The organism is Acrocarpospora sp. B8E8, from assembly GCF_039871605.1.
GTDB classification, from domain to species: Bacteria; Actinomycetota; Actinomycetes; order Streptosporangiales; family Streptosporangiaceae; genus Acrocarpospora; species Acrocarpospora macrocephala.
In genome coordinates, this window is record NZ_JBDPLV010000017.1 from 1 (window position 1) to 16762 (window position 16762).

The 16762-nt window shown below is 69.8% G+C and carries 19 protein-coding genes and 1 pseudogene; 10 read left to right on the top strand and 10 right to left on the bottom strand.

Annotated elements, in window-relative coordinates; genetic code table 11:
- The first annotated feature begins 329 nt into the window (after nucleotides 1–329).
- Nucleotides 330–851, top strand: coding sequence for an NUDIX hydrolase (locus ABGB08_RS18340; protein WP_347591769.1), 522 nt, complete (start codon nucleotides 330–332; stop codon nucleotides 849–851).
- Nucleotides 852–967: 116 nt separating this feature from the next.
- Here ABGB08_RS18340 and ABGB08_RS18345 read toward each other — a convergent pair whose 3' ends face one another.
- From ABGB08_RS18345 to ABGB08_RS18360, 4 genes are all read right to left on the bottom strand, one after another.
- Nucleotides 968–2101 (bottom strand): methyltransferase domain-containing protein, encoded by a 1134-nt coding sequence (locus ABGB08_RS18345; protein ID WP_347591771.1) that lies wholly within the window; start codon nucleotides 2099–2101, stop codon nucleotides 968–970.
- A 14-nt stretch (nucleotides 2102–2115) separates the two neighbouring features.
- Nucleotides 2116–2451, bottom strand: coding sequence for an SPASM domain-containing protein (locus tag ABGB08_RS18350; RefSeq protein WP_347591773.1), 336 nt, complete (start codon nucleotides 2449–2451; stop codon nucleotides 2116–2118).
- A complete protein-coding gene (locus ABGB08_RS18355) occupies nucleotides 2432–2983 on the bottom strand; it encodes a radical SAM protein (protein ID WP_347591775.1) in 552 nt (183 codons plus the stop codon). Before ABGB08_RS18355 ends, ABGB08_RS18350 begins: the two co-directional genes overlap by 20 nt.
- A 521-nt stretch (nucleotides 2984–3504) precedes the next feature.
- The gene (locus ABGB08_RS18360) at nucleotides 3505–3711 is read right to left on the bottom strand and encodes a hypothetical protein (RefSeq protein ID WP_347591777.1); all 207 of its coding nucleotides are present in this window, start codon (nucleotides 3709–3711) and stop codon (nucleotides 3505–3507) included.
- A 41-nt stretch (nucleotides 3712–3752) separates the two neighbouring features.
- On the opposite strand from ABGB08_RS18360, the gene ABGB08_RS18365 reads away from it, so the two are divergent.
- Nucleotides 3753–4733, top strand: a complete 981-nt coding sequence (locus ABGB08_RS18365) for a tetratricopeptide repeat protein (protein ID WP_347591779.1) — start codon at nucleotides 3753–3755, stop codon at nucleotides 4731–4733.
- Here the strand turns inward: ABGB08_RS18365 and ABGB08_RS18370 are convergent.
- Nucleotides 4730–6085 carry a HAMP domain-containing sensor histidine kinase gene (locus tag ABGB08_RS18370; RefSeq protein WP_347591781.1) on the bottom strand — a complete coding sequence of 452 codons (1356 nt, stop codon included), beginning with the start codon at nucleotides 6083–6085 and terminating at the stop codon, nucleotides 4730–4732. The genes ABGB08_RS18365 and ABGB08_RS18370 overlap by 4 nt on opposite strands.
- Before the next feature lie 158 nt (nucleotides 6086–6243).
- Here ABGB08_RS18370 and ABGB08_RS18375 point away from each other — a divergent pair, with 158 nt between their 5' ends.
- The 3 genes and pseudogenes from ABGB08_RS18375 to ABGB08_RS18385 form a co-directional block, all read left to right on the top strand.
- Nucleotides 6244–6756, top strand: a complete 513-nt coding sequence (locus ABGB08_RS18375) for a hypothetical protein (RefSeq protein WP_347591783.1) — start codon at nucleotides 6244–6246, stop codon at nucleotides 6754–6756.
- A 336-nt stretch (nucleotides 6757–7092) separates the two neighbouring features.
- Nucleotides 7093–7782, top strand: coding sequence for a peptidoglycan-binding protein (locus ABGB08_RS18380; protein ID WP_347591785.1), 690 nt, complete (start codon nucleotides 7093–7095; stop codon nucleotides 7780–7782).
- 98 nt (nucleotides 7783–7880) lie between these two features.
- Nucleotides 7881–8231, top strand: a pseudogene (locus tag ABGB08_RS18385) (ATP-binding cassette domain-containing protein); the annotation flags it as partial.
- 614 nt (nucleotides 8232–8845) lie between these two features.
- On the opposite strand, the gene ABGB08_RS18390 reads toward ABGB08_RS18385, so the two are convergent.
- A complete protein-coding gene (locus ABGB08_RS18390) occupies nucleotides 8846–9103 on the bottom strand; it encodes a hypothetical protein (RefSeq protein ID WP_347591787.1) in 258 nt (85 codons plus the stop codon).
- A gap of 74 nt (nucleotides 9104–9177) precedes the next feature.
- On the opposite strand from ABGB08_RS18390, the gene ABGB08_RS18395 reads away from it, so the two are divergent.
- Nucleotides 9178–9576, top strand: a complete 399-nt coding sequence (locus ABGB08_RS18395) for an FtsX-like permease family protein (RefSeq protein WP_347591789.1) — start codon at nucleotides 9178–9180, stop codon at nucleotides 9574–9576.
- Here ABGB08_RS18395 and ABGB08_RS18400 read toward each other — a convergent pair.
- Genes ABGB08_RS18400 through ABGB08_RS18415 form a run of 4 tightly spaced genes read right to left on the bottom strand, consistent with a single transcriptional unit; the run spans nucleotide 9567 to nucleotide 12925 of the window.
- Nucleotides 9567–10280, bottom strand: a complete 714-nt coding sequence (locus tag ABGB08_RS18400) for a TIGR03943 family protein (RefSeq protein WP_347591791.1) — start codon at nucleotides 10278–10280, stop codon at nucleotides 9567–9569. The two genes, ABGB08_RS18395 and ABGB08_RS18400, sit on opposite strands and share 10 nt — an antisense overlap.
- Nucleotides 10277–11290 (bottom strand): permease, encoded by a 1014-nt coding sequence (locus ABGB08_RS18405; RefSeq protein WP_347591793.1) that lies wholly within the window; start codon nucleotides 11288–11290, stop codon nucleotides 10277–10279. Before ABGB08_RS18405 ends, ABGB08_RS18400 begins: the two co-directional genes overlap by 4 nt.
- A 43-nt stretch (nucleotides 11291–11333) precedes the next feature.
- A complete protein-coding gene (lysA, locus tag ABGB08_RS18410) occupies nucleotides 11334–12668 on the bottom strand; it encodes a diaminopimelate decarboxylase (protein ID WP_347591795.1) in 1335 nt (444 codons plus the stop codon).
- The gene (locus ABGB08_RS18415; protein ID WP_347591797.1) at nucleotides 12668–12925 is read right to left on the bottom strand and encodes an SAV_915 family protein; all 258 of its coding nucleotides are present in this window, start codon (nucleotides 12923–12925) and stop codon (nucleotides 12668–12670) included. The genes lysA and ABGB08_RS18415 overlap by 1 nt, the downstream gene beginning before the upstream one ends.
- A gap of 257 nt (nucleotides 12926–13182) precedes the next feature.
- On the opposite strand from ABGB08_RS18415, the gene ABGB08_RS18420 reads away from it, so the two are divergent.
- From ABGB08_RS18420 to ABGB08_RS18435, 4 genes are all read left to right on the top strand, one after another.
- On the top strand, nucleotides 13183–13374 hold the full coding sequence (locus ABGB08_RS18420) for a DUF1918 domain-containing protein (protein WP_155359996.1): 192 nt from the start codon (nucleotides 13183–13185) through the stop codon (nucleotides 13372–13374).
- A gap of 106 nt (nucleotides 13375–13480) precedes the next feature.
- Entirely contained in the window at nucleotides 13481–14119 is a 639-nt protein-coding gene (locus ABGB08_RS18425; protein ID WP_347591799.1) for a helix-turn-helix domain-containing protein, read from the top strand.
- Nucleotides 14116–15009 carry an ABC transporter ATP-binding protein gene (locus ABGB08_RS18430; RefSeq protein WP_347591801.1) on the top strand — a complete coding sequence of 298 codons (894 nt, stop codon included), beginning with the start codon at nucleotides 14116–14118 and terminating at the stop codon, nucleotides 15007–15009. Before ABGB08_RS18425 ends, ABGB08_RS18430 begins: the two co-directional genes overlap by 4 nt.
- Nucleotides 15006–16628, top strand: coding sequence for an ABC transporter permease (locus ABGB08_RS18435; protein ID WP_347591803.1), 1623 nt, complete (start codon nucleotides 15006–15008; stop codon nucleotides 16626–16628). Before ABGB08_RS18430 ends, ABGB08_RS18435 begins: the two co-directional genes overlap by 4 nt.
- Nucleotides 16629–16762: the final 134 nt, after the last annotated feature.

A 16762-nucleotide genomic window follows, 5' to 3' on the forward strand; every position in this document is an offset into this window, starting at 1 on the left:
TCGTCACCGCAACCAACCACGGCATCGACGCCTTCCATGCGCTCCGTGACGCCTTCCTCGGCAACCCCTGGACGCTGTCTCAAGCCACCGCATAACCCCAGCTCACGGATACGTGTGAGTGGTTACGCTTGATTCTGCACAAGCTTTCGGATCATTTCTAGTGGTCAAACAATTGCGCGACCTGAGGAGTAGCCTTGTTCGTGTCAAAGCGGAAAGAAGTGAAGTTGTAAGAGAGTTTCTATTGCGGACAGACGAAGCTATAGGGATTCAGGGTTAAACACACTTGTCGCCAACCCTATGGTGGCGATAAGAGTCATTGACGGAGAGCTATGATAGAGAACGATCCGCTTTACAAGCGAGATCCAGAAGCTTGGAACTCGTATCTTGCGGAAGGGAATGCGCGACAGCCGCGTAAGCGTGTCAGCGCTGATTTGATCATTCGTAACACCAAGGACCAAATATTGCTCGTCAATCCAACCTATAAGCCAGATTGGGATCTTCCTGGGGGAATGGCAGAGGCTAATGAACCTCCACTCCACACTGTTAAACGTGAACTCTTTGAAGAGCTCGGGATAGAGCCGAAGGTAGGCGCTCTTCTCTGTGTTGATTGGGTTTCTCCACATGGACCGTGGGATGACCTAATAAACTTCATCTTTGATGGCGGAATAATCAACGATGCCCAGATTGAAGGAATGCAACTTCGCGATAGCGAACTATCCGCATATGAATTCTGCGACGAGGCCCAAGCTCAGATACGCTTGCGACCCTATGTTTGGCGTCGGCTATCCATGGCATTGGAGGCGTTGCAAACAGGATGTGCTCATTACTTGCAGGACGGATTTCGTCAATAGCCCGATTATCCGGAGCCCAGGCCGGAACCTAACGACAGTTACCGGGTTGTCGGGGCAGACTCGGGCCTGGACAGCCGGGCAGGACGGATCAGGCGGGACCCATCGCGTCCTGTACGTCAGGAGATCTTTCCTTGCCAGTTTCCCCGCGCCAAGTGGATCTCTCCGTCGGCCGCGATGGACACTTTCGCCCCGTAGATCGGCAGGCTTCCGTCTACAAGCCATTGATGCCGTATCTCTTCCAAGATGTTCCACAGTCGGCGAGGTCCCCCCTGATGGACGGTGGACGCCTCCCCCTTAAGACCGATCGCTCTGGCCCATGATCCGTCTTGGTGAAACATCAGCGCCGTTCGCAGGCCGTCGGCGTCCTCATCAAAGCTGTGTGCTATCCCGGGTGCCGTCACTTCCAGCATCGATTGCAGTTCCCAGGACTCCCGTACATCGGTCACCGGATACCGGCCCTGTGTGATCTCCTCACCGACCTCATCGCGCGCCCGGTCGGCCAGTTCATCCAGCCTGGCCGGGTAGTCGATGCCCGATCTCGTCCCCATGAATCCGGCCCGATCCCACAAGACCCGACCAGCCGCGCCGCCATCATCGGCCCTATCCGCCACAATGATGATCATCGTGTTGGCGATGGTGGTAACCAATCGCCCCCCAGGCCGCAGCGCCGCCAACCAGCTTGCCGGGAGCGGACGCACAGCCACCGTTGCCACGATCCGGTCATACTCCCCGGGAAGCGGACCAGTCGCATCGCAGGTGACGATGCCAGGACGCAGGCCGATGCCCTCCAGACGTTCAGCGGCGATCTCCACCAGGTAGGGGTCAACGTCGATGCTGGTCACCTGGCCATCGCCAAGCCGTCGAGCCAGCAGGGCAGTGCCATAACCCGAGCCGACCCCGACATCTAGCACGGTCACGTCATCAGTGATGTCGGCGTGCTGAAACATACTGACCACAAGCCCCGGCAGAGTAGATGAGGATGTGGGCCGCCCCCCGGGGTGATCACCCGAGGTGGCGTGGTCGGCATGCGACGGCCCTACCCTGGTCACCAACGAGACGTTACGGTATGCCGAATCCAGCCACGCCTGTTCGTCCTTGCCGCCATCCTTCAGCGTCCAAATCCCCCCCGACCTGCCCCACCACCGAGGGACGAGCAGATGACGAGGGATGGCCGACACCGGCCCACGCCACCGAGACGTGGGCCGGGTCACCTGGTTCGCCAGCCGTTCAGCGTGAACTTTCCAGGTCACGTCTGGTGCGCCCTTCAGGCCGTGACTGCGGCGACCGCGTTCGCCCGGTCACTGACCGTCTCGGCAGGCGCGCAGTCGTTACCGTCGCTGTCGGGGTTACATTCGGCGCTCTTGGCCGGGACGGTCGCGACCAGATCTCGCCATCGCTGACCGTACAGGATCTCCGCCAAGGGCGTGACCTTCACATTCCCCGCGATCATGAACCGTGACAGCACACACGGCCACACATCGCCGTTGGTGCCGATGGCCGCCTTACCCTTCCCGCATCCGCCGCAGAGCTGCGAGGGATCAGGTTGCAGCAGCGTGACCCGTCCAGCGCCACGAACACGGTCAACGCGGATGCTGGACACTCCCATGCTCTCCAGTTCCGCCCGCGCCTGTTCCACGCGCTGACCGTCCAATCCCCAGGATTCCGGCCCGCAGCGGAATTCCCCGCCGAACCGCTTCGGCGATGTTCTCCCGGGTACGGGCATGGCTGCTGTCACGACCGGTGATTGCGCTGTGCTCGGCCGCATGATCGGAGTAGTAGCTGAACGCCAGTGACACCTTCGGACAGCCGAACAACTCCCACCACTCATCCCGCACATGAACGAGGTTGCTGAACACCTCAACTCTCATGCCGGTACCGATCGCATGCCGAAGAAGTTCGGCGAAATGCGGGTGAAGGGTGGGCTCACCGCCGATGAACTGAATTCCAGCGGCACCAGCCGCCGCCGCATCGCTGATCAGGGTGTGCCAGTCATCGGCCGTCATGCTGCCGTGCTCGCCGGTCGGCCCGGAGTCGGCATAGCAGTGCACGCAGTGAAGTTGGCAGCGCCCGGTTATCTCCAGTTCCAGACGCCAGCCCAGCAGTGCTAGCGCTTCCCTCGCCTGCCCCTGCATCAAGACTCCTCCTCTCGCTTTGAACTCGTGGGCATTCACCCGCGAGCATGTCTAGAGTCGTAGCCAAGTTCCACAGATGCCCTGTCCGCATGTTGTCCGCAGCCAGCAGCGGGCAGCCGCCCACCAAGATCGAGGGAGCCAGTACCGGGCAGTCACCGCTGATTGTGCTCTTGGATTATCAACCGTGCCCGGTTGGATCGCGCCGCGATACTCTGCCCCCGCTCCGCATCCCAGCAACCCGCGATGGTTCTCGCCGTACCCCCCTGCACCCGCCGCTCGATCATCCGGGGTCAGCCACTCCCCATTAAGGGCGGCCGTGCACGCAGGACAACCAGCCGAAGGTCACCGGGCAATGTACACGCGAGGCCACCCTTGACAGGTCGCGCCTGATAGGCCCCGGACCCATCGGCAGCTAGCGGGAGCAGGCGGCAGCCTGGCGCAATCAGCGCCGCGCCCGCAGCGTGCAATAGACCAGCTCTCCCAGCTGACTCAACAGCCCCGGGAGCCTCGCAACAGTTGTGTCACAATCCAGGATTCGGTTTGCCGGAACCCGACGGACCCATGATCGCCACGACCTCGCCGGGGAGCGCGGTGAACGTGACCCCGGCCAGCGCAGGCACCGGGCCGGACGGTGAGTCGTAGGACCGGCCCAGGCCTTCAGTCGTGATCACTGGGGCCAGACGCGGATCTGGTCGCCCGGCCGCAACGGCGCGGAGATCAACAGCCATCCTCGCTCCTCGTTCACTACTTCGATCTGGACATCCCCGGCATGACCGCCCCGGTGCACGCGGATCGAGCGGTCGCGGAGGGCCAAGGAGGGAACGATCGGAGTGGATCCGCGCCACCGCACCGGCACGCTGATCACCGATGGAGGCGGCGGTTCCGCCCGGGCCGCCAGCGCCTGCGGGGATCTGGCCTGGGACGCCAGCGCCCACGACCCCGCCGTGACGACGACGAGCACGCCGCCGCCCACGACTTCCCCGCCCACGCCTGGCAGCTGGCCGCGACCCTGACCGAATACCTGGACCGGCAGGGGCACTGGCACGACTGGCTCACCACCCAGCACACCGCCCTGGACGCCGCGCGCCGCGCCGCGGACCTGCGGGGCCAGGCCGTCTCGCAGCGCGGCCTGGCCCGCGCCTCCAACTGGTCGGACCAGCACGAGAACGCCCTGTTCCACTTCACCCACGCGCTGCAGCTGTACGCCCGCCTGGACGACCGCGCCGGGCAGGCCCGCGTCCACCGCGGCCTGTCCCACACCCTGGGCCGGATGGGCCGCCAGGCCGAGGCGCTGGACCACGCCCGGCGCGCCCTCGCCCTGCTGCGGGGCGCCGGCGATCCGGCCGGTGAGGCGGTCACGCTCAACGCGGTGGGCTGGCACCTCGCCCAGCTGGGCGACCACCGTCAGGCCCTGCGGCACTGCCGGCGCGCCCTCACCCTGCCGCGCGAGCTCGGCGATCGCTCCGGCCAGGCGTACACCTGGGACACCCTCGGCTACGCCCACCACCACCTCGGCGAGGACCACCGGGCCGCCGACTGCTACCGGCACGCCATCGCCCTCTACCGGGATCTCGACATGTGCTACTACCAGGCCGAGACGCTCACCCATCTGGGGGACGCCCAGGCCGCCGCCGACACCGAGGCGGCGCGGCGGGCCTGGAGCCAGGCCCTGGAGATCCTCGACGATCTAGGCCACCCCGAGGCCGGGCAGGTCCGCGCCAAACTCGACACCCTCCGGGCGGAACGCTAGCCCGTGCGGGTGCTGGCACTCGCATCCGCGAGGATCGGCAGGTAAAGGACGAAGCGGGCGCCGCTGGGGCTGTCCTCGATGTGCAGGGTTCCGCCCAGGGCTTCGGCGATCTGCCGGGCGATCGGCAGGCCGAGTCCCGCGCCGCCCGCGTCCCTGGTGCGGGCCGCGTCCAGCCGGGTGAAGCGCTGGAAGACCAGTTCCCACTTGTGCGGAGGGATGCCGGGCCCGTCGTCGAGCACTTCCAGCACCGCGACGCCGTCAGGGAACCGCTGGTCGTCACTGGGGTCGCCCGGCTGCTTCCGGACGGTGACCTTGATCGTGGTGTGGGCGTGCCGTTCGGCGTTCTCGACGAGGCTGGCGAGCAGGCGGGTCAGCTGGGAGCGATCCCCCGCTACGAGGACGTCCGAGTCAAGCGCGTGCTCGACCTGCTTGGTCGTGCGGCGCGCCCGCAACTCGGCGGCGACGAGGTCGGACAGGACGATGGGCTCGCGGGTGCCCGGCGCCCCGGAGTCCAGCTTCGCCATGGTCGCCAGATCGTGCGTGATCGCCTGCAGGCGGTCGAGGCCGCCCATCAGGGTCGAGCCCAGCCTGGTCACGCTGGTCTCGTGGGGGGCGTAGAGCGCGTCCTCCACCTCGGCGCGGATGGCCGTGATCGGGGTGCGCAGGTCGTGGGAGACGTCGGCGACCATCTGACGCTGCTGTTTCAGCGCGGTGTGCAGGCGGCTCAGCGTGTGGTTGACGCTCGTGGCCAGGTCGTGGATCTCGTCGTCGGTGGGCGGCACCGGCACCCGGCGGGCGGGGCAGTTCGCGTTGATCTCGTCGAGCTCCGTCCGGATGGCCTTCACCGGCCGGAGTGAGGCGGTGGCGACGCGGTTGCCCAGATAGGTGATGCCCACGGCGAGCAGCGCCACGGCTCCCCCGATCAGCCCGGCCAGCTGCGGATCCGCCCACGGGGCGATCGTCGGGGAGGAGGCGTAGACGATCCAGTGCTCGTCCCCGCGCTGGGCCCGCTGCGCGACCACGATGTCGCACTGGCGGGTGGGGAAGACTCCACCGCACACGACGGAGGTGGCGCTCTTGTGTTCGGGGACGAATTTCGCCATGGGCGGCTTGCCCTGGAGCTGCGGAGTCGAGGCGACCACCGCGCCCCGCGAGTCGACGACCTGGACGTTGCGATGCGGGTAGTCGGCGAGGGGATAGTCCAGCCGCCCCTGGCCCATCTGGATGGCCACGCGCTCCCCGGCCGCGCGGATCTCCTCCGTGAGGGAGCCGACCGTGAACCGGTCGACTGTGACCATGAGCGCGGTGATCAGAGCCCCGCACAGCAGAGCCGCCACCGCACCGGTGAACAAAGTGATACGGGATATGATCGAGATTCGGCGTCTCGCATTCATTACCGTGCCCCCCAGCCAGTTAATCACATGAGCTGAAACGATCTCCCCCGCGAGGGGGAGCGTGCGCCCCGCTCCGGCGCGATGTGCCGGGCCGGTCCAGCGGCGAGTGTGCAGGCATGACCCTTCACCGAGTGGCGCCGCTGCTGCTCATCCCGTTTCTCGCCGCCTGCGCGGCGAACGCCGATCCAGGCGCGGTGAGTTCGCCCAGCCCGTCGGCCGATCTCGCGGTGTTCCGGGAGCTGGCCCGGTGCGTACGCGCGAACGGCGCGCCGAACTTCCCCGATCCGACCGTCGACGCGCAGGGCGAGATCAAGATGGAGAGCTCCGTCAAGGTGCCGGCGAGCGCGGAAACGGCGTGCAAGTCCATCATGAACAGGTTGCCCGCCCAGGGCGCGCAGAAGCCGCCGACCGCCGCCGAGCTGGACAAACTCAGGAAGCTGGCCCAGTGCTTCCGGGAGCACGGCGTCCCCGACTGGCCGGATCCCGACTCGATGGGTGTCTTCCACGTCAACAAGCGCATCAATGACCTGGGCAAGCGCGCCTGGCTGCCCGCCCGGGACGCCTGCAAGCAGTACTTCGTGGGCAAGAGCCTGCGGATCGCGGGGCCGGACGACAAGGGCAAGGAGTGAGGCCGCGCGTCGCGGCGCTGGCCGGAGTCGTCGTGGTGGCCGGGGCGGGGAGCGCCTGGGCGCTGACGCGGCAGGAGCCCGTGCCGCCCGCCGCCGCGGCCATCGCCACCAGCACCGCCGAGGTGATCCGCACCGATGTCGCGCAGCGCGGCCAGGTCAACGGCACCCTGTCCTACGAGGGCGACTACCAGGTGCACGGCGCCGGCGGGACGATCACCCGGCTGCCCGCTCTCGGCGCGGTCATCACCCGCGGCCGCACGCTGTATGAGGCGGGCGGCCGCGGGATCCGGCTCATGTACGGCTCCCCGCCCCGCCTGGCGCCCGCTGTCGCTCGGCATGACCGACAGCGCCGACGTACGGCAACTGGAGGCCAACCTCCGCGCGCTCGGCTACGAAGGCCTCACGGTCGATCGGCATTTCTCCCTCGCCACCTACTACGCGGTCCGCCGCTGGCAGCACGACGCGCACCTGCCCGTCACCGGGAGCGTCCCGCTCGGCCAGGTCGTGTTCCTGCCCAGGGCGCTGCGGGTGAGCGGGCACGACGCCCAGCTCGGCGAGCCGGCCCAGGGCCGGGTGCTGCACGGCACCAGCGCGGTGCCCGCCGTCACCGTGCAGCTCGACCCCGCCCAGATCTCCGGCGTCAAGGTGGGCGACCGGGTGGAGATCACGCTGCCGGACGGCTCCGCCAAGGACGGCCGGGTGAGCCGGGTCAGCCCCGTGGCCACCACCACGACAGGGTCGGACGGGCAGACCCTGTCGACCGTGCCGATCACAATCCGGCTGCCCGGCAAGGCCCCCCGAGCACTGGACCAGTCGCTCGTCCAGGTCGCGGTCACCACCCAGGTGCACGAGGACGTGCTGGCCGTGCCCATCGTGGCGCTGCTGGCCCGGCCCGGCGGGGAGTTCGCCGTCGTGGTGGACGGCCGCCAGGTGCCGGTGCGGGTCAGGCTGTTCGACGAGACGGCCGGGGTGGTCGAGATCGACGGTGTGAGTGAGGGCACGATGGTGGAGGTGCCCGCCGGATGAGCGCCGTCCTGGAGTTGCGCGAGGTGTGGAAGGTGTATCCCGGCGAGCCGCCGGTCGAGTCGGTCCGGGGGATCGACCTGGCGGTGCGGGAAGGCGAGATGGTGGCGGTGCTTGGGCCGTCGGGGTCGGGCAAGTCCACGCTGCTGCATCTGCTCGGACTGCTGGACCGGCCCACCAGCGGCACGTACGCGCTGGCCGGGCAGGACACCTCCGCGCTGACCGACAAGGAACGGGCCGGGCGGCGGATGTCGTCGATCGGGTTCGTCTTCCAGGCCTTCCACCTGCTGGCCCACAAGAGCGTGCTGGCCAACGTGACCCTCCCGCTGCTCTACGCCGGACGCCCGCCCGCCGAGCGGCGCGCCGCCGCCGTCTCCGCGCTGGCCGCGACGGGTCTCGCCGATCGGCTCGACGCGCTGCCGCACACGCAGTCCGGAAGGGAGCGCCAGCGGGTGGGCATCGCCAGGGCGACCGTGCGGCAACCACCCCTGCTACTGTGCGACGAGCCCACCGGCAACCTCGACTCCGTCACCTCCGCCAAGATCATGGAGCTGCTCCGGACCCGCGCGCGGGCTGGCCCCGCCGTCGTGGTCGTGACCCACGATCCCGCCGTGGCCCGCGCCGCCGACCGCACGTTGTGGCTGGCCGACGGCCACCTGGGGGGGCGGATCACCATGGCTGACTGGGCCGGCCTGCTGGCCGAGTCCGCCGAGGCGGTCCGCGCCCGCCCCCGCACCGCGCTCACCACGCTCGGCGTCGCGCTGGGCGTCGCGGCCCTGCTCGCCACCATCGGCCTGACCAGTACGGCGGCCGCCCAGCTGTCCGGCCGCTTCGACGCGCTGAAGGCCACGACGGTCACCCTGCACGGCCTCTCCGGCGAGGAAACCGGAGCAGTCGACCGGGTCAGGCGGCTCAATGGCGTGGTGGCCGCAGGCGTGGTGTCGACCGCCTCAGGTGAGCTGCCGATGGTCCGCGGCTCCGAGGGCGACCCGGTGGAGACCGTGGTCATGGCGGCCTCCGCCCCGGCGCTGCGCGCCCTCGACGCCCGGCCGGTGTCCGGGCGGCTCTACGGGGACGCCGACCGGGGCCGCAGGGTCGCCTTGCTCGGGGATGTGGCCGCGCGATCCCTTGGCGTCGAGCGTCCCGGGGAGATCTTCATCTCGGGCGAGCCGTACCAGCTGATCGGCATCGTCACCACGCCCGAGCTGGACTCCCAGGCCCCCTTGGCCGCCATCGTTCCCGACTGGGTGACCGGCTTCGGTGATCCCCAGCTGGTGATCAGGACCCGGCTGGGGGCGGCCCAGCAGGTGGGACGGGAGGCCAAGGTGGCCGTGCGGCCCAGGCGCCCGACTCCCTGCCGGCCGAGATCCCGCCCGATCCCGGCAGCTGCGCGCCCAGGTGGAGACCGACACCCGCGACCTGTTCCTGCTCATGGCCGGGGTCTCGCTGCTCATCGGAGCGCTCAGCGTGGCCAACACCATGCTGATCTCGGTCCTGGAGCGACGCCACGAGATCGGCGTACGACGAGCCGTCGGAGCCACGCGCGGGGCGATCCTCGCCCAGTTCCTCGTCGAGAGCGGCGTGCTCGGTATGGCCGGAGGCGTCGTGGGAGGCATTGCGGGCCTCAATGTGGCCATCGCCGTCGCCTTGGCGAAGGGTTGGACAGCCGCGGTCTCCGGCTGGCTGATCGCGGCGGCCCCGATCACAGGCCTGGTGGTCGGCCTGACCGCCGGACTCTACCCCGCGGTGAAGGCCGGCCGCGTGGAACCCCTCGCCGCTCTCACCGCCTACTCGTAGGGCTCGACCGGCTGGGGAATCCCGGTGACCGAGATGGCGTCCAGCTCAGGGGCGACGGTCCCGACCGGAAGCTTGCCGGACTTGGGCTCCCGCCAGGTGCCGGTCACCTCGACCCAGGTGTTCTCCGGCGGCATGGCGGCGTCCAGAACGGCCACCTTCAGCGCGATCCCGTCGGCCGCGCAGCAGGCGATCTGGATCCGGGCCACATACCACCGGTCCTTCTTCTTCACCGACGGCACGGCGAAGCCGGTGAGCTTCACCTGCCGCCCGGACAGGGATTTGGACGAATCCCCCCAGGCCCGCCCGATGAACTCGCCCAGGGTCATGTCGGTGACTTTCCCCGCGGGAAGGGTGTCGTACGCGTCCAGCGCGGCCACCGGCTGGGCCGGAGCATCCTCCGACTTGGCGGAGAACGCGCCGAGCGCGGGCGGGGCGATCAGGTAGATCGCGAACACCGGCAGCGTCAGCAGCCAGGCCACCCGCGGTGCGTGCCCATGGTCGTGGTGATGCTCTGTTTCCGCAGATCCCCGCCACTCCTGGATCAGCCCGACGACGCCCAGCACGAACACCACCGCGCCCGCCGCGACCAGGAACGGCCGGAACCCCGGCTTCACGTAGTTCAGGTACGTGGTGGACAGCATCGTGATCCGCAACACCGCCCCGCCCAGCAACACCAGGATCATGCTCTGCGTCAGCCGGTTCACAGCAGAACCTCCCCGACCGCCATGCTGACGATCACCGCGAGAACGAAGGTCAGCGGGATGAACCGGGCGGCGAACCGCCGCCCGAAGGTCCCCGCCTGCAAAGCGATCAACTTCAAGTCCACCATCGGCCCCACCACCAGGAACGCCAGCTTCGCGGTCGGCGAGAACGCGGTCAGGGAGGCGGCCACGAACGCGTCCGCCTCCGAGCAGATCGACAGGATCACCGCCAGCGCGGCCAGCGCCAGCACCGAGAGCACCGGCACGCCCGCCACCGACTCCAGCCACGACCGCGGCACGATCACGTTCATCGTCGCCGCGGTGGCCCCGCCGACGACCAGGAACCCACCCGCGTGCAGGAAGTCATGCCCCATCGCGTCCTGAAAGGTCCGCCACTTCGACCCCTCACCCGACGCGCGCGGGGGGATGCGCAGCCATTCGGCGCGGCCGAACCGCAGCCACACCCACCCCGCCAGCACCGCCACCACCAGCGACGCCCCGAACCGGGCCACCGCCATCATCGGCTGCCCGGGGAAGGCCACCACCGTCGCCACGATGACCACCGGATTGATCGCCGGAGAGGCCAGCAGGAACGCCAGCGCCGCCGCCGGGGTCACCCCCCGCGACATCAGCCCCGAGGCGACCGGCACCGACGCGCACTCGCATCCGGGCAGCACCGCCCCGGCCGCCCCCGCCACCGGCACCGCTAAAAAGGGCCGCCGGGGCAGCGCTCTGGTCCAGAACGAGGCGGGCACGAACGCGGTGATCGCCGCCGACAGCAGCACCCCGAAAACCAGGAACGGCAACGCTTGAACGCAGATGGCCACGAAGATCGTGGCCCACGCCTGCAACGCCGGAGCCGTCAGATACTGGGCGAACACCAACCGCCCGACGACCAGCAGGCCGACGACGACGGCGAAGGCCCATGGCCCCACCGCCGGCACCGGCTGCCGCCGGCCCCACTCCGAAGGGGGAATCTCCTGGGAGGCATCGACTGTGGCCCGCTCAGACATGTGCCGATACTCCCAGATTTCGGCAAACTCAGTGACGCGAGTTCTACAAGCCCACGTCCCGGCGCATCAGGTCGTCGGGTTCCTCGCGGCGGACCACCAGGCGGGCGCGCCCGCCGGAGATGGCGATGACGGGCGGGCGGCCGGTCATGTTGTAGGTGGAGGCCATCGAGTGGTGGTAGGCGCCCGTGGCCGCGACCGCGATGAGGTCGCCGGGGCGGATGTCGGCGGGCAGTTCGGCGTCCTCGGCGAGGGTGTCGCCCGCTTCGCAGTGGTGGCCGACGATGGTCGCCGTACGGGTCGTCGCGCTGGAGCGCCTGCCCACCAGGCGGGCGGTGTACCGGGCGCCGTACAGGCAGGGGCGGGGGTTGTCGCTCATTCCTCCGTCGACGGCGACGAAGACGCGGGAGAGGCCTCGTTTGACGGCGATGACGCGGTAGAGGGTGAGCCCGGCGGGGCCGCTGACGGCCCGCCCCGGTTCGATGATCAGGCGCGGGGCGGGCAGCCCGAGCCAGGCGGCGTGCGCGTGGACGGCGTCACCGACGCGGCGGGCGTAACTCTCCAGGTCCAGGCCCTGCTCCCCGTCCAGGTAGGCGATGCCGTGGCCGCCGCCCAGATCGAGTTCGGGCAGCACGACCCCGTGCGCGTCCCTGATCCGGCCCAGCAACTCGATCAGGGTGCGCGCCGCCCGCTCGTACGGCTCGGGCGTGACGATCTGGGAACCGAGATGACAGTGCAGGCCCACAAGCTCAAGCGAACTCTGCCCGAGCGCCCGCGCGACCGCCTCCCCAGCGGCCCTCGAAGCGATGGACAGCCCGAACTTCTGATCCTCCCCGCCGGTACGGATCGCGGGATGCGCACCCGCGTCCACGTCGGGAATGACCCGGATGAGGATCTTCTGCCGCCGCCCGAAGGGAACGAGCGCGGCCAGGTGGCCGATCTCGGCGAGGGTGTCCACCACGATCCGTCCCACCCCCGCGTCGAGTGCGGCGGACAGCTCCTGCGGAGTCTTGGCGTTGCCGTGGAAGACGATCCGCTCGGCCGGGAAACCGACCGACAGCGCCACGGCGAGCTCGCCCCCGGACGCGACGTCCAGCCCGAGACCCTCCTCCCTGATCCAGCTCGCCATGGCCCGGCACAGGAACGCCTTGGCCGCGTACACCACCTCGGCCCCCGGCAGGGCCGCCCGGTAGGCGCGGCAGCGCTCGCGCAGGTCGGTCTCGTCGATGACGTACGCCGGGGTGCCGAAGCGGGAGGCGAGCTCCGTCATGGCCACGCCGCCGACCGTCGCGCCGCCGCCGGGCTCGAAACGGGTGCCCGCCGACCAGGGGCCGGTCCGGATGTCCGGCACGGACGCCTGATCCTGCTCAAGAACGCACATCACGCCACCCGCTGAACGGGAGTGACCATGGTCGCGGTGGGGTCGACCACGAGGCCGACGATGCCCAGATCCTGGAGCAGGCCGCGCAGCCCGTACTCGCTGATCCGCGTCCACGGCTGCTCGGTGCCCAGCACCTCGGCCAGGCGCGCCGACGACGAGAAGGCGACCGCGGTCCTCGTGTCCGAAGGGGTCCGGAACAGGCGCAGCGACAGGAACGACGCGCCTATCCGGATCGGGACGAATAGCGGGATGTCCATGACTTCCTCCAGCTGAGAACTCGTACAAAAGCGACGCTAAGCCCGCCGCCGACCCATGACCGCGATCCCTACGGGAAGCAGACGGCATGCCCGCGCATATTGACGCGACGTTGACGCGGGCTACCTGACGTCACCCAGCGTGTGCGTAACGTGGCCGACGCATGCTCGGTTACGTTCCGGGCATTCGGGGATGGAGTCAGTAAGGCCGTGTGCGGCCGGACGGGGGAGCGAGCGGCCGCACATCGCAAGGAGGCATCATGCACGCCGCAATCGGTGACAAGCTGATCGTCGAGGGCACCTACCACGGCGAACATCAGAAGATCGGCATCGTGACGGAGGTCCGTCACGCGGATGGCACGCCGCCCTACGTGGTCCGCTGGACGGACTCCAACGAGGAGACCCTGGTGTTCCCCGGGCCGGACGCGCGAGTGGTCGCGAAGGAGAGCTGACCCTAACCGGCGTTCGTTCGGCAATCACCCCTGTCCATCCGGCTATCCACGCGTATAGTATTTCCCACCAGGAAATAGTCGACTATACGTGTGAATAGGAGCCTGGATGGATCCTGAAGACCTCACCGCTCGCGCCCGGATCCGGGACGCGGCGATGCGGCACTTCGGCGAGCACGGCTACGAGCGGGCGACGATCCGCGGGATCGCCGAAACCGCCGGAGTGTCCCCCGGGCTCGTGCGCCATCACTTCGGCTCCAAGGAAGGGCTGCGCGAGGCGTGTGACGCGTACCTGATCAAGACCGTGCACCGCCTCAACGACGAGGCGCGGGAATTCCGCGCCCCCAGTGAAACGAACGTTCTGGCCATTGCCAGGGCCGAGATGCGCCCGTACGTTCCGTATCTGGCCCGGGCGCTGGCCGAGGGATCGGCCGCGCCGCTATTCGACGAGATGGTGCGGATGAGCGAGGAGTGGCTCGCCGAAGCCGACCGCGGCCGCCCCGACCCGCCCGCCTCCGATCTCAGGACCCGGGCGGCGGTGGGCACCGCGATGGCGCTGTCCATCTCGGTCCTGCACCAGCACATCTCCCGCGCCATCGGCGTGGACGTGTTCAGCCCCGAGGGAGACCTGCTGCTCTCCCGGGCTTTGCTCGACATCTACTCCAATCCCATGCTCAGCCGGGAAGACGCCGCCCTGGCCAGGGCTGCCCTCGGCATCACCGACGACAACGCAGGAGGACCACGATGAACGACGCCATATCGGCGACCGGGCTGGTCAAACGGTTTGGCCGGACCCGGGCGCTGGACGGCTTGAATCTCGCCGTGGCGGCGGGCGAAGTGCACGGTTTCCTGGGCCCCAACGGCGCGGGCAAGACCACCACCATCCGGGTGCTGCTCGGCCTGCTGCGCGCCGACGCCGGCCAGGTGCGGGTGCTCGGCGGCGACCCCTGGCAGGACGCGGTACGGCTCCACCACCGCCTGGCGTACGTGCCGGGCGAGGTCAACCTGTGGCCGAACCTGTCCGGCGGCGAGGCCATCGACCTGTTCGGCGACCTGCGCGGCGGCCTGGACAAGACCCGCCGCGCGGAACTGCTCGAGCGGTTCCAGCTGGACCCCACCAAACGCTGCCGCACCTACTCCAAGGGCAACAAGCAGAAGGTGGCGCTGATCGCCGCCTTCGCCTCCCGGGTGGAGCTGTTCATCCTGGACGAGCCCACCTCCGGCCTCGACCCGCTGATGGAGGCGGCCTTCCAGCAGACCGTCCGCGAGGTGAGCGCCGACGGCGCCACCGTGCTGCTGTCCAGCCACATCTTCTCCGAGGTGGAGGCCCTCTGCTCCAAGGTCAGCATCATCAGGGACGGGGTGACCGTCGAATCCGGCACGCTGGCGAGCCTGCGCCACCTGACCAGGACCTCGGTCGCGGTCGAGGCCGCCGGGCCGATCAGCGGGCTGGCCGGGCTGCCCGGCGTGCACGACGTCGTCGCGAACGGCACCCAGACCCGCTTCGACGTGGATTCGCGGGATCTGCCGGGCGTGCTGCGCCACCTGGCCGGTTTCGAGGTGCAGGCGCTCACCAGCCATCCCCCGACGCTGGAGGAACTGTTCATGCGCCACTACGGAGTCGAGGCGTCCCGATGAGCGCCTACGCGGGCACCGGGCGGCTGATCCGGCTGGCCGCGCGCCGCGACCGCGTCCAGCTGCCGATCTGGATCATCGGCTCCGCCGTCCTGATGGCGGCGGGCGCGGCGGCCGTCGCCGACAAGTTCCCCACCGAGGAGAGCCGGGTCACCGCGCTGCGCGGCGCCGGCGGCAGCCCCGCCGTCCTGCTGATGCGCGGCGCGCCCGTCGGCACCGACCTCGGCGCCATGCTGAACTTCCGCAACTTCGCGTCCATGCTGGTGCTGGCCGCGCTGATGAGCACGTTCGCCGTGATCCGGCACACCCGGCGGAACGAGGAGACCGGGCGGGCCGAGCTGATCGGCGCGGGCAGCGTGGGCCGCCACGCCGGGCTGACCGCCGCGCTGGCCCTGACGTTCGCGGCGAACCTCCTGCTCGGGGCGGCGCTGACCGGCGCCCTGCTGGCGGCCGGCCTGCCCGCCAGTGGCTCGCTCGCGTTCGGCGCCGCGTGCGCCGTCACCGGCATGGCGTTCGCCGGGCTCGCCGCCGTCGCCGCGCAGCTGTTCCAGGGCGCCCGCGCCGCCAACGCCTTCGCCGCCACCTCCGTCGGGGTGGCCTACCTGCTCCGCGGCGTCGGCGACGCGCTCGGCGAGCGGGCCGCCGACGGCATCCAGGTGACCAGCGCCTGGCCGACCTGGCTGTCGCCCATCGGCTGGGGCATGGAGGTGCGCCCCTTCGGCGCGGAACGCTGGTGGGCGCTCGCGCTGCCGGTCGCGCTGCTCGCCGCCTGCGTCTACGGCGCGTTCGTCCTGGTCGACCGGCGAGACCTGGGCGCGGGCCTGATCCCCGACCGGCCCGGCCCGGCCGCCGGCTCGCGGGCGCTGCTCAGCCCGCTCGGGCTGGCCTGGCGGCTGCACCGCGCCTCCATCTTCGGCTGGGTGGCGGGCAGCGTGGTCTTCGGCGTCGGGATCGGCTCGCTCGGGAACGCCGTGAACGACGCGATGAGCGAGAACACGGGAGCCTCCAAGCTGGTGAACCAGCTCGCCGGGGCTGGCGGAGCTCTGGTGGACGTGTACTTCGCCGCCATGATGAACGTGTTCGGGGTCCTGGCCGCCGGATTCGTCGTGCAGGCCCTGCTGCGGCTGCACACGGAGGAGGCCGGGGGACCGGCGGAGGCGGTGCTGGGCACAGCCGTCGGCCGGGTCCGGTGGGCGCTCTCGCACCTGGCCTGCGCGGCCGGGGGCGCTGCGGCCATGCTGGTGCTGGCGGGCGCGGCAGCGGGGCTCGCCGACGCGGCCGCCGGCGGCGACGAGGGAGTGGCGACCCTGATCGGCGCCGGGCTGGCCCAGCTGCCGGCGGCGCTGACCTTGGCCGGTTTCGTCGTGCTGGTGTTCGGCGGCCTGCCCCGCCTGGTCGTCACGCTGGCCTGGGCCGCACTCGCGCTGAGCATCGCCTGCGGTCTCCTCGGCAGCGTACTCGGCCTGCCCCAGGCGGTCCGCGACCTGTCGCCGTTCAGCCACGTGCCGGCGATCCCGGCGGTGGACCTCACCCCAGGGCCGATCGCGACGCTGACGGCGGTGGCGGTGGCCCTGGCCGCGGCCGGGTTGGTAATGTTCCGCCGCCGGGACCTCGCACCTTGATCAGGGTCTTGCCGGGTGAAAACCACGACGCCATGGGCTGTCATTTCGCCCGGCAACCCCGGCGACGGCGGGGGCGGGCGGAGCCCGAGGAAAAACAACGGGCTGGGCGGGTGGGGATATCCCGCACCGGTTTG